Genomic DNA, 11,877 nt, shown 5'->3' on the forward strand with positions numbered 1-11,877 from the left:
CTGTTGCCCGGATGGCCGCGTGTCAGCGCAGCGAGTCGATCTCGGCCGCAAGGCGCGAGTTGCTGTTGGAATAGTGTGCCTCCATGTCCGCGATCCGGCGGTCCATGTCGGACAGATCGGTGCGCAGGCGGCTGGAGGAAGGCGCTGCCGTCAGCCCCTTGCGGGCGCGGCGGCGTTCCATGCGGCGCAGCAGGCGCATTTCCTCGTCCTCGGAATAGAGGCCCATCGGGCGGCTGTCTGCCAGCCAGGCCACGCCGAAGTAGATGGCGATCACGATCGGAAACCCGGCGAACAGCAGCAGCACGGCGCCCAGCCGGATCCACAGCGCATCGACGCCGGTGTAATCCGCGATCCCCGAGCACACGCCCGAAATCTTGGCGTTCGACTTGTCGAGATAGAATTGTCCGCGAGACATTGCCTGTTTTCCCTTCCCTCGAATGTCTTACTGTTGCTTGTCGGCCATCTGGCGCTTCATCTCCGCGAGTTCCGCGTCGATGGAGTCGCCATCGGCCAAGGCCGCGATTTCCTCGGCGAGCGTCGGCTGGCGGCGGTCGGAGAGGCTCATGGCCTCGGCGCGGCCTTCCGCGTAGTCGACGCGGCGCTCCAGCTGGTCGAACCGGGCCATGGCTTCGTCCACGCGCTCGTTCGCCAGCAGGGTGCGCAGCTTGACCCTGTTTTCCGCGCTCTGCAAGCGGGCCGCGATGGACGACTGGCGGCTGCGGGCCTCGCGCAGGCGGGTCTGCAGCTTCTCGATGTCAGCCTCGTAGGCGCGCAGCGCATCGTCGAGCACCAGGATCTCGGCCGAGAGCTGCTCGGCCATGTCGGCGGCCTTCTTGCGCTCCATCAGCGCGGCGCGGGCAAGGTCCTCGCGGTCCTTGGACAGCGCCAGCTGCGCCTTGTCGTTCCAGTCGGCCTGCAGCTTGTCCAGCTTGCCCACGTGACGGCGCAGTTCCTTCTGGTCCGCGATCGTGCGGGCCGAACTTGTGCGCACTTCCACCAGCGTCTCCTCCATCTCGAGGATGATCAGGCGGATCATCTTGGCCGGGTCTTCGGCCTTGTCGAGCAGGTCGTTGAAGTTGGCGGCGATGATGTCGCGGGTGCGGGAGAAGATGCCCATGGCGGTGGTTCCTGTGGTGAAGCTGCGGCCCGAGGTGAAAGTACCCGTCGTGGCCCGGATGTCATCGGCGTCGAAGCGGTAGGCGCGCCCCGGATTGAAGTGTGCGTTCGGGGCGGGATTCTGGAGCACTTCGATCTCCGCGTCGAGCCTGCTCATGCGAGCGGCGCTCCGCACGAATGCACCGAGGAGGCATGCGCCTCGGGCACCGCGACCTTGTCGGCCAGCGCCACGAGATTGAGTGCGCCCATCGCCAGCATGCTGACGATGATCGCCCAGTCGAGCTTGGTGCGGGCCAGTGTCGAACGCGGGGTGGTGGAGCGTCCCTGGCCGGTGCTGTTCGCAGTGATCGGGAGCATGTCGAAGTTTCCTCTAGTCCTGAACTTGGTCTTGCCGAGGTAATAGCAACCCCCGTGCCAAACTGCGCGAATGGCGGATTTGCGGGATTTCGGTTTCTCCGTGCGAAAGTGCGCGTAAAATGAATTGCCAATGAATGGGAAATTTCGCTAAGTTTCAGGAATGGAGCGCGACACCCACTTCATCGGCCAGTCCTCTGCCTTCCTCGATGCGGTCGAGCGGGCCAGCCGCGCCGCCGCCGTGCGCCGTCCGGTCCTCGTCATCGGCGAGCGCGGGACCGGCAAGGAACTGATCGCCCAGCGCCTGCACCATCTCTCGCCGCGCTGGGGCGAGCCCCTGGTGACCCTCAACTGCGCGGCGCTGCCCGAGACGCTGATAGAGGCCGAACTGTTCGGCCACGAGGCGGGCGCGTTCACCGGGGCCACACGGGCCAGGGCAGGACGGTTCGAGGAGGCGGATCGCGGCACCCTGTTTCTCGACGAACTGGGCAACCTGTCGATGGCGGCGCAGGAGCGTCTGCTGCGCGCGATCGAATATGGCGAGGTGGTGCGCATCGGCTCCTCGCGCGCGGTGACGGTGGACGTGCGCATCGTCGCCGCCACCAACGCCGACCTGCCGCGCATGGCCGCCGAGGGCACCTTTCGCGCCGACCTGCTCGACCGACTGAGCTTCGAGGTCATCACCCTGCCGCCGCTGCGCGCGCGGGAAGGGGACGTCGCGGAACTGGCCGACTACTACGGCCGCCGCATGGCCAGCGAACTGGAGTGGGGTCGCTTCCCCGGCTTCTCGGGCGCCGCGATGGAGGCGCTGGAGGCGCACGAATGGCCCGGCAACGTGCGCGAACTGCGCAATGTGGTCGAGCGCGCGGTCTACCGCTGGGGGGATGAGGCTGCGCCGATCGCGGAAGTGGTGTTCGATCCCTTCGTCAGTGCATGGGGGCTGCGCGCGATGGCGGAGGTGGTGCCTGCGCCGCTGCCCTGCGCGGCGGAGCCGGAAATGCCGTCAGAGGCCCCAGCCTCTCTGCGCGACGCGGTCGAGGCGCACGAGCGCGGCCTGCTGCTGGCGGCCCTGGAGCGCCTGCGCTGGAACCAGCGCAAGGTGGCGAGTGCGCTGGGCCTGACTTACGACCAGTTGCGCCACTGCCTCAAGAAGCACGGGTTGCATCAGGGGCGGGCTTAGGCTCGATATCGGACATTTAATGCTTTGAGGCGCGTTGCCTGCGCATGTAGGATGCAGGCATGTCCAAGGCTTCTGCTCCCGTAGTCCGCAAGGCTGCCAGCGTTTCGCTGGATTCAGCGCTTCTCGATGAGGCGCGTGCTCTGGATGTGGACGTATCCAGTGCCTGCGAACGGGGTCTTGCCGAACAGGTCGCGGAAACCCGCGCCGAACGCTGGCGCCGGGAAAATGCCGAGGCGATTGCCTCTTTCAATGACTATGTCGAGCGCAACGGGTTGCCTCTGGCTCGCTATCGCCCGTTCTGATGGCCAAATTCGATGTGTATCGAATGGCGCATCGTGATGGCTACATGCTTGATTGTCAGGCTGACCTGTTGAGCGACTTCGCGACCAGGTTTGTCGCGCCCTTGTTGCCACTTGCCGAAGCACCGCCTCCGGTTCCGCGTCTCAATCCCGTTTTCGAGATTGAGGGCGTGCGCTGCGTCATGGTGCCTCAACTGGTTACATCGGTGCCGGCGTCGGATTTACGGATTCGGGTGACGTCGCTCCACGAACACGATCTCACGATCGGCAATGCCCTCGACATGCTCATCTCCGGGTACTGACCCTTCTCCCCTTGCATTTTTCCAGAATCGCGACTATCTGGCCGTCATCCCGTAATTGGTGAAACAACGAACGGGCTGGCGCCGGTAGGGGCCGGCGCGAAACCGCGTTGCTCATCACACGGCAAGCACAAACGAAACGGAAGCCAGATTGGTCGATATCGCACGCCTTACCGAAGTCATCGAGCCGGAGGTCAATGCCCTGGGCTTCGATCTCGTGCGCGTGCGCATTTTCGGCAAGAGCGAAGTCGGTGACGACGAGATTGCGCTCCAGATCATGGCTGAGGACCCGAAGACCGGCCAGCTCGTGCTCGACGACTGCGCGGCGCTGTCGCACCGCATCTCCGACCGCATGGATGCGCTGGAGGAAGCGGGCGAGACGCTGATCGAGGAGGCCTATCGCCTCGAAGTCAGCTCGCCGGGCATCGACCGTCCGCTCACCCGCATCAAGGACTACGCCAACTGGGCGGGCCATGAGGCGAAGATCAACCTGATCAATCCCGTCGAAGGCAACCGCAAGGGCCTGCACGGCGACCTCGTCGGCATCGAGGGTGAGGCAGGAAGCGAAGTGGTCACGCTGGAGGACAAGAAGTCCGGCCGCGTGTCCTTCCCGCTCGCAGACGTTCAGTCGGCAAGGCTGATCCTTACCGACAGGCTCATCGCAGCAAGCCGCCCGCAGGATACCAGCGGCGCGGACGACATTCTTGAGGAACAGGAAGACTAAGCCATGGCCAGTGCGATTTCCGCCAACCGCGCCGAGCTGATCGCGATTGCGAACTCCGTTGCTTCGGAAAAGATGATCGACAAGTCGATCGTCATCGAGGCGATGGAAGAAGCCATCCAGAAGTCGGCCCGCAACCGCTACGGCGCCGAGAACGACATCCGCGCGAAGCTCGATCCGCGTACCGGCGACTTGCGCCTGTGGCGCGTCGTCGAAGTCGTGGAAGAGGTCGAGGACTACTTCAAGCAGGTCGACCTCAAGCAGGCCGAGAAGCTCCAGAAGGGCGCTGCGCTGGGTGACTTCATCGTCGATCCGCTGCCTCCGGTAGACCTCGGCCGTATCGACGCGCAGTCGGCCAAGCAGGTGATCTTCCAGAAGGTCCGCGACGCAGAGCGTGACCGTCAGTACGAAGAGTTCAAGGACCGCGCCGGCGAAGTCATCACCGGCGTCATCAAGTCGGTCGAGTTCGGCCACGTGATCGTCAACCTCGGCCGCGCCGAGGGCGTGATCCGCCGCGACCAGCAGATCCCCCGCGAAGCCGCCCGCGTTGGCGAGCGCGTGCGTGCGCTGGTCCTGCGCGTCGAGCGCCAGAACCGCGGCCCGCAGATCTTCCTCAGCCGCGCCCACCCGGACTTCATGAAGCGCCTGTTCGCGCAGGAAGTCCCGGAAATCTACGACGGCGTGATCGAGATCAAGGCCGCTGCCCGCGATCCGGGCTCGCGCGCCAAGATCGGCGTGATCAGCAACGACAGCTCGATCGATCCGGTCGGCGCCTGCGTCGGCATGAAGGGCAGCCGCGTGCAGGCCGTCGTGCAGGAAATGCAGGGCGAGAAGATCGACATCATCCCCTGGAGCGAGGACACCGCGACGTTCGTGGTCAACGCGCTGCAGCCCGCGACCGTCAGCCGCGTCGTCATCGACGAGGAAGAAAGCCGCATCGAAGTCGTGGTGCCTGACGACCAGCTCAGCCTCGCGATCGGCCGTCGCGGCCAGAACGTGCGTCTGGCATCGCAGCTGACTGGCTCGCAGATCGACATCATGACCGAGGCGGAATCCTCGGAGAAGCGCCAGAAGGAATTCGTCGAGCGCTCGAAGATGTTCGAGGAAGAGCTGGACGTCGATGAGACGCTCTCGCAGCTGCTGGTCGCCGAAGGCTTCAGTGAGCTGGAAGAAGTCGCCTACATCGATGCCGCCGAACTGGCGAACATCGAAGGCTTCGACGAGGAGCTGGCCGAAGAACTGCAGAACCGTGCGCAGGAAGCGCTCGATCGCCGCGAGGAAGCCAACCGCGAAGCCCGCCGTGCGCTGGGCGTCGAGGATGCGCTTGCCGAACTGCCGCACCTCACCGAAGCGATGCTGGTCGTGCTGGGCAAGGGCGGGATCAAGACGCTCGACGACCTCGCCGACCTCGCGACCGATGAACTCATCGCCAAGAAGCGCACTGAACAGCGTCGCCGCGACGGTTCGGTGAACAAGCGCGCTGGCCGCGACGAGGACAAGGGCGGCGTGCTCGGCGAGTACGGCCTGACCGAAGAGCAGGGCAACGAGATCATCATGGCGGCCCGCGCGCACTGGTTCGAAGACGAACCCCAGATTGAGGAGGCCGCCGATGCGGATTCCTCGCAATGAGCGCGTAAGCTCCGACATCGAAGGCACCCCGGCGGAGAGGACATGCATCCTCTCCGGTGGGAAAGCTGCGCGGGGAGAGTTCATCCGTTTGGCGATCTCGCCTGACGGCATGGTGCTCCCCGACATCCACGCGCGTGCCCCGGGGCGCGGCGCGTGGATCGGCGTTTCTCGCGCAGACCTTGAAATCGCGGTGTCGAAGAACAAACTTAAGGGAGCACTGGCGCGGGCCTACAAGGGCGCGGCCATCACCATCCCCGACGATCTGGCGGATCGGATCGAGGCTGCGCTGTCCCGCGCACTGACTGACCGGCTGGGCCTCGAACTGAAATCGGGCAGGCTGCTCATGGGCTCGGACCGCATCGCGCAGAACGCGCGTGAAGGCCGGGTCGAATGGCTGGCCCATGCCGCCGATGCGCGTGAAGACGGATCGCGCAAGCTGGACCAGGCCTGGCGGGTCGGGTCCGAGGCGGAAGGAACTGGTTTACGAGGCGTCACCTTGCCTCTGGACCGGGACACGTTGTCTGTGGCATTGGGCCGCGACAACGTCGTTCACCTGGCGCTGAGCGATCGCGGAGCGGCTGACCGAGTCGAAACGCTGCTAAAGCGCCTCCTGCATTTCCAAGGGCAGGTCATCAGCCGGGAGGCCTCGAACGGGGACGACGGCCAAAGTGACTTACACAGGCCCGGCATGGATGACACTTACGGAGCGGCCCAGGCCGACTCCGTGACGACGAATTGAGCGAAGGGCGAAGACGAGAAATATGAGCGAGACCGACAACAAACCGACCCTGGGCCGCAAGCCGCTTGGGCTTAAGCGCTCGGTGGAAGCGGGTGAGGTCAAGCAGACCTTCAGCCACGGCCGCACCAACAAGGTGGTGGTCGAGGTGAAGCGCCGCAAACTGATGCCCGGCGGCAAGCCCGAAGGCGAGGTGACTCCGGCGCCTGCCGCTGCCGCACCTGCTCCGCAGGCTGCGGCACCGCGTCCTGCGGCTCCGCCCCCGCCGCCCGTCCGTCGCCCTGCGCCCTCGAACGAAACCCCGCAGGAGCGCGTCGCCCGCATGCAGCGTGAGGCTGAAGAAGCCCGCATGCAGATGCTCGAGGAGGCGACCCGCCGCGAGCAGGAACAGCGCCAGCGTGCGATCGACGAAGAGAAGCAGCGCGTCGAAGCCAATCGCCGCGCCGAAGAGGAAGCGGCTGCTGCCGCCGCTGCCCCGGCCGAACCCGTCAAGGCTCCCGAGCCTGTCGCTGCGCCCGAACCCGCACCAGCGCCCGAGGTTGCCCCTGTGGCCGCTGAGGCACCGGCGGTCGTGGAAACTCCGGCTGTTGCCGAGACTCCTGCACCTGCCCCGGCTCCCGCACCTGTAGCGACGCCGGTTCCGGCCGCACGCCGCTTCACTCCGGTGCAGCGCCCCGAGCCGCGCCGTCCCGAGCCGACCGCACCTGCGGCGGCCCCGACTGCGGGTGGTGGCAATGCCGGTAACGGGAGTAGCGCCGGTGCCACCGCACCCCGCGCTCCGCTCGGCGCCAAGAAGGGACCGGCGACCCCGGCCCGTCCCGCGCCGAGCCAGCAGACCGACCGGAACGCCAAGGGCGGCGATCGTCGCCAGGCCGGCAAGCTGACCGTCAACCGCGCGCTCAACGACGACGAGGGGGCCCGCGCCCGCTCGCTCGCCGCGCTCAAGCGTGCGCGTGAGAAGGAGCGTCGTTCCAGCTACAGCGGCCGTTCGCAGCCACGTGAAAAGCAGGTTCGCGATGTCATCGTGCCGGAGGCGATCACCGTCGCCGAACTGGCGAACCGCATGGCCGAAAAGGCGGCGGACCTTGTCAAGTCGATGTTCAAGATGGGCATGATGGTCACCGTCAACCAGACGATCGACCAGGACACCGCGGAGCTGCTGGTCGAGGAATTCGGCCACAACGTCCAGCGCGTGTCGGAAAGCGACATCGACATCGACCACACCGTGGACGTCGATCCCGAGGACACGCTGAAGGCGCGTCCGCCGGTCGTCACGATCATGGGCCACGTCGATCACGGCAAGACCTCGCTGCTCGACGCGCTGCGCGGCACCGACGTCGTGCGCGGCGAGGCGGGCGGCATCACCCAGCATATGGGCGCCTACCAGATCAAGACCAAGGGCGGCGACTTCGTCACCTTCCTCGACACCCCGGGTCACGCCGCCTTCACGCAGATGCGTATGCGCGGTGCCAACGTCACGGACATCGTGGTGCTGGTGGTCGCGGCCGACGATGGCATCATGCCGCAGACGGTCGAAGCCATCAATCACACCAAGGCCGCCGGCGTGCCGATGATCGTCGCGATCAACAAGTGCGACAAGCCCGAAGCCAATCCGCAGAAGGTGCGCGAGCGCCTGCTCGAACACTCGATCGTGGTCGAGGACATGTCGGGTGACGTGCAGGACGTCGAAGTCTCGGCCAAGACCGGCAAGGGTCTGGACGAGCTGATCGAGAAGATCCTGCTCCAGGCCGAACTGATGGAACTGAAGGCCAACCCGGACCGCATGGCCGAAGCCACCGTGATCGAAGCCAAGCTCGACAAGGGCAAGGGTCCGCTCGCGACGGTGCTGGTCAACCGTGGTACGCTCAAGGTCGGCGACATCCTCGTCGTCGGCACCGAGAGCGGCCGCGTGCGCGCCATGCTCGACGACAAGGGCCGCCAGATCAAGGTCGCCCCGCCGGCAATGCCGGTCGAGGTGCTGGGCATCGGCGGCGTGCCGATGGCCGGTGACATGCTCACCGTGGTCGAGAGCGAGCAGCGCGCCCGCGAGGTTTCGTCCTGGCGTCAGGAGCAGGCGACTGCCAAGCGCACCGCGATGGCGCCCGCCAGCCTCGACACGATGTTCTCGGCGCTCGCCGACAAGCAGAAGGTCATCGAGTACCCGGTGGTCATCAAGGCGGACGTGCAGGGTTCGGTCGAGGCGATCAACGCCGCGCTCCACGCCCTTTCGAACGACGAGATCAAGGTTCGCGTCCTGAACTCGGGCGTCGGTGCGATCACCGAGACCGACGTGACGCTTGCCGCAGCTTCGGGCGCGCCGATCGTCGGCTTCAACGTCCGTCCGAACGCCAAGGCCCGCGAACTGGTCGAGCGTACCAAGACGCCGATGATGTACTACGACGTCATCTATGAACTGACCGCCGAGGTCGCCAAGCAGATGGCGGGCATCTGGGGTCCGGAGCGCATCGAAACCGTCGTCGGCCGCGCCGAAGTCAAGCAGGTCTTCCCGGCCGGCAAGCGCGACAAGGCCGCCGGTCTGCTGGTGGTCGAGGGCTACATCCGCAAGGGTCTCAGCGCGCGTCTCACCCGCAACGACGTCATCGTTTCGGCGACGACGATCTCCTCGCTGCGCCGTTTCAAGGACGACGTGGACGAAGTGCGCGCCGGCCTGGAATGCGGCGTCGTGCTGGCCGACACGAACGACATCAAGGCGGGCGACCACCTCGAAGTCTTCGAAGTCAGCCACCGCGAGCGTACCGTCGGCTAAGGCTCGATCTTACATCAACGCTGATCGATGCGGCCATCGTCGGGGAGACCCGGCGGTGGCCGCTTTCGTTTGCCGGGATTTAATCGGGAGCGGATGCGCATCGCGCCTATACCTCGCTGGTCGCAACTGGCGGCGGAAGGGCAGGTGATGCGGATGGATTTGCAGACGACGGTAACACTGGTTCTGGGCGTAGCGACATTGATCGTCGCGCTCGTGACCCTGACGATCAAGCTGATCGAACTGGGGCGTAAATAGCCGGTGAGGAGGTCGGCGCTGCAACGCCGGCCTCCGATATGCCCAGCCTCCAAAATGGAAAGAGCCCGGACGCTGCAACGTCCGGGCTCGGCAGGCTGAATGGACATTCAAACCACGGTAACGGCCGTAAATTACATCGCTCCACGCCCCCTTGCAAGGGCGCGCCTTCCGGGCCTTGCGGAACTTTAACCGGGCGCATCAATCGTGGTAGGCGAGGTCGGCCTTCATCAATCTTCGGAAACATTCAAGATGACCCGCTACTGCGCCTTCTTCGCCTCGATCAACGTGGGCGGTAACCGCCTGACCATGGCGGACTTGCGCTATGCCTTCGAGCGCGAGGAGTTCGAGAACGTCGAAACCGTCGTCGCCAGCGGCAACGTCCTGTTCGATTTTGACGAGCGGCCTACCGACGGGCTGGAAGACCTGTTCGCGCACATGATGCTCGACCGCTTCGACATGAACACCTTCGCCGCCGTGCGCAACGCCGGGGAAGTACGCTCGGCGGTGGAGGACAATCCGTTCACCGGAATCGGACAGGACCATTACGTCCACACGCTGTTCCTGGAACGCGATGCCGATCAGTCGGCATTCGACAAGCTGGTGGCCGACCATGCCGGGCGCGGGCCGGAGAAGATCGCGATGGGGCCGCGCTGCCTCTACATCGATTATGTGGACGGCGCGGGCCATTCCAAGCTCACCAATGCCTTCATTGAGCGGCGTCTCGGCTGCCGGGGCACCGCGCGCAACGTGCGCTCGCTCGCGCGGATCGCCGCGAAGATGGCATGAAAAAGGGCGGGCCGCGCGAACGGCCCGCCCTCTGATCCCGCCAGTCGGCCTTAGCGGAACTGGCCCGCCAGCACCGAGGCGACGATACCGCTGGTGATGCCCACGAGCAGCATGTCGTTGCCCGAGCGCACGTAGTGGTAGCCGCGCGGCGGCGCCTTTACGTTGCGGTACTTGCGATAGTCGACGACCTGATAGTTGCGCGCATAGCGGCGATCGAACTTCTGGCCTTTGCGGAAGGACTTGTAGGTCGTCTTCTGCGTCACGACGGTCTTGTGTGGGCCGCGATCGTCGCGATTTCCACGATCGTCGTGGTGGGCGGGCTGCGCCATGGCAGGCGCTGCGGCGATGCCGGGGACCAGCAGCGCGGCGCTGAGCAGGGCGGCGGTGAACTTTTTCATGGTGCGACTCCTTTGACGGCACGTTTCATCCGGGATAACGCCAAGAGCCGGGTAAGGAGGCGTAACAGTTTGTTGCAAATTGTCGCGCCCGGCCCACATGGACGCATCAAATGGCAAAAAACCAGACAACTCCCGAACAGCACTCCGTCCGCCTCCTCAAGGTGGGTGAGCAGGTGCGCCACGTCATTTCCGAGATTCTCGCCCGCCAGCAGGTCCACGACGACACGCTGAGCGCGCATACGGTCTCCGTCACCGAAGTGCGCATGACACCCGATCTGCGGCAGGCCGCCGTCTTCGTGAAGCCCTTGCTGGGCGAGCACGAGGAGGAAGTGCTCAAGGCGCTGCGAACCAACACCGCCTATTTCCAGCGCGAGGTCGCTCAGCGGCTCAAGCTGAAGTTCGCGGCCAAGATCCAGTTCCGCTCCGACCAGACGTTCGACGAGGCGCGCCGCATCGACGCACTGCTCAACGACCCGCGCGTGAAGCGCGACCTCGAGGGCTGATAGTCCGCACCGCTGGGACGATCACCCGGCGCTGCCTCTTCCTCCGCTCGCCCGGCCCGCTACCCTGATCGCAATTCGATGATCGGGAGAGCGGGTATGCGCGACATGGTGTTCCTCCATGGCGGCGGACAGGGCGGCTGGGTCTGGGAGGAGACGATCGCGGCGGTCGGGCGTCAGTCCGGCGGGGCAGTGCGCTGCCTTGCGCTGGATGCACCCGGTTGCGGCGCGAAGCGCGGCGTGGATACCGCCGCCTATGCCTTCGCCGACACGACGCGCGAACTGATCGGCGACATCCTCGCCTCCGGGCTGCGCGAGGTCATGCTGGTGGGCCATTCGCAGGCAGGCATGACGATCCCGCACATGGCTGAACTTGCGCCCGGCGGCCTCATCGGCAAGCTGGCCTACGTCACCTGCTCGGCGCCCCTGCCGGGCCTGACGACGCTCGATCAGATGGGGCGCGGGCCGCGCGGGTCGAGTGTCGAGGAAGTCGGCTATCCATTCGGGGCCGAAGCCGAGCGCTACGCAACCATGTTCTGCAACGACATGGAGGAGGGCGAGGCGGCAGCCTTCCTTGGAAAGCTCGGCCACGACGGATGGCCCGCGAGCGCCTATACCTACAGCGAATGGCGCTACGACCACTTGCGCGCGATCCCGGCCTGCTACGTAGTCGCCTTGCGCGACATGGCCTTGCCGGCTTCGTGGCAGGAGCGCTTCGCCGACCGGCTTCATGCGCGCCGACTGCACCGCATCGATGCCGGGCATCAGGTCATGAATACCCGTCCCGAAGCGCTCGCCGAAGTGCTGCTGGCCGAGGCGCGGTCCTGACCGGCCGGC

Annotated in this window: 15 protein-coding genes; 11 read left to right on the forward strand and 4 right to left on the reverse strand. The window is 65.7% G+C overall.

From position 1 onward, the window contains the following. Positions 1-22: 22 nt before the first annotated feature. Genes QRN25_RS21350 through QRN25_RS21360 form a run of 3 tightly spaced genes read right to left on the reverse strand, consistent with a single transcriptional unit; the run spans position 23 to position 1,473 of the window. Positions 23-415 carry a PspC domain-containing protein gene (locus QRN25_RS21350; RefSeq protein WP_008830686.1) on the reverse strand — a complete coding sequence of 131 codons (393 nt, stop codon included), beginning with the start codon at positions 413-415 and terminating at the stop codon, positions 23-25. A 27-nt stretch (positions 416-442) separates the two neighbouring features. Further along, a complete protein-coding gene (pspA, locus tag QRN25_RS21355; protein WP_008830685.1) occupies positions 443-1,273 on the reverse strand; it encodes a phage shock protein PspA in 831 nt (276 codons plus the stop codon). Further along, complete coding sequence (locus tag QRN25_RS21360; RefSeq protein ID WP_271181914.1) at positions 1,270-1,473, reverse strand: hypothetical protein; 204 nt, start codon at positions 1,471-1,473, stop codon at positions 1,270-1,272. The genes pspA and QRN25_RS21360 overlap by 4 nt, the downstream gene beginning before the upstream one ends. A 160-nt stretch (positions 1,474-1,633) precedes the next feature. On the opposite strand from QRN25_RS21360, the gene pspF reads away from it, so the two are divergent. From pspF to QRN25_RS21405, 9 genes are all read left to right on the forward strand, one after another. Beyond that, a complete protein-coding gene (gene pspF / locus QRN25_RS21365; RefSeq protein ID WP_285021242.1) occupies positions 1,634-2,650 on the forward strand; it encodes a phage shock protein operon transcriptional activator in 1,017 nt (338 codons plus the stop codon). Positions 2,651-2,709: 59 nt separating this feature from the next. Then, positions 2,710-2,952, forward strand: coding sequence for a type II toxin-antitoxin system CcdA family antitoxin (locus QRN25_RS21370; protein ID WP_069709076.1), 243 nt, complete (start codon positions 2,710-2,712; stop codon positions 2,950-2,952). After that, positions 2,952-3,251: a CcdB family protein gene (locus tag QRN25_RS21375; protein WP_285021243.1), complete on the forward strand. Its 300-nt coding sequence runs from the start codon at positions 2,952-2,954 to the stop codon at positions 3,249-3,251. The genes QRN25_RS21370 and QRN25_RS21375 overlap by 1 nt, the downstream gene beginning before the upstream one ends. A 148-nt stretch (positions 3,252-3,399) precedes the next feature. Continuing rightward, the gene (gene rimP, locus QRN25_RS21380; RefSeq protein WP_036530229.1) at positions 3,400-3,972 is read left to right on the forward strand and encodes a ribosome maturation protein RimP; all 573 of its coding nucleotides are present in this window, start codon (positions 3,400-3,402) and stop codon (positions 3,970-3,972) included. Positions 3,973-3,975: 3 nt separating this feature from the next. Continuing rightward, complete coding sequence (gene nusA, locus QRN25_RS21385; protein WP_285021244.1) at positions 3,976-5,598, forward strand: transcription termination factor NusA; 1,623 nt, start codon at positions 3,976-3,978, stop codon at positions 5,596-5,598. Then, positions 5,579-6,337, forward strand: coding sequence for a DUF448 domain-containing protein (locus QRN25_RS21390; RefSeq protein WP_285021245.1), 759 nt, complete (start codon positions 5,579-5,581; stop codon positions 6,335-6,337). Before nusA ends, QRN25_RS21390 begins: the two co-directional genes overlap by 20 nt. Positions 6,338-6,359: 22 nt before the next feature. Next, positions 6,360-9,101, forward strand: a complete 2,742-nt coding sequence (gene infB, locus QRN25_RS21395) for a translation initiation factor IF-2 (protein WP_285021247.1) — start codon at positions 6,360-6,362, stop codon at positions 9,099-9,101. Positions 9,102-9,194: 93 nt separating this feature from the next. Then, entirely contained in the window at positions 9,195-9,356 is a 162-nt protein-coding gene (locus QRN25_RS21400; protein ID WP_285021248.1) for a hypothetical protein, read from the forward strand. A 249-nt stretch (positions 9,357-9,605) separates the two neighbouring features. After that, complete coding sequence (locus tag QRN25_RS21405) at positions 9,606-10,142, forward strand: DUF1697 domain-containing protein (RefSeq protein ID WP_036530253.1); 537 nt, start codon at positions 9,606-9,608, stop codon at positions 10,140-10,142. 50 nt (positions 10,143-10,192) lie between these two features. On the opposite strand, the gene QRN25_RS21410 is transcribed toward QRN25_RS21405, so the two are convergent. Continuing rightward, the gene (locus QRN25_RS21410) at positions 10,193-10,540 is read right to left on the reverse strand and encodes an RcnB family protein (protein ID WP_008830675.1); all 348 of its coding nucleotides are present in this window, start codon (positions 10,538-10,540) and stop codon (positions 10,193-10,195) included. A 110-nt stretch (positions 10,541-10,650) separates the two neighbouring features. On the opposite strand from QRN25_RS21410, the gene rbfA reads away from it, so the two are divergent. Then, complete coding sequence (gene rbfA / locus QRN25_RS21415) at positions 10,651-11,043, forward strand: 30S ribosome-binding factor RbfA (RefSeq protein ID WP_285021249.1); 393 nt, start codon at positions 10,651-10,653, stop codon at positions 11,041-11,043. Between the two features lie 96 nt (positions 11,044-11,139). Then, positions 11,140-11,868: an alpha/beta fold hydrolase gene (locus QRN25_RS21420; RefSeq protein ID WP_211149794.1), complete on the forward strand. Its 729-nt coding sequence runs from the start codon at positions 11,140-11,142 to the stop codon at positions 11,866-11,868. The last annotated feature ends 9 nt before the right edge of the window (positions 11,869-11,877 follow it).

Source organism: Novosphingobium sp. fls2-241-R2A-195, from assembly GCF_030209485.1.
GTDB classification, from domain to species: domain Bacteria; phylum Pseudomonadota; class Alphaproteobacteria; order Sphingomonadales; family Sphingomonadaceae; genus Novosphingobium; species Novosphingobium resinovorum.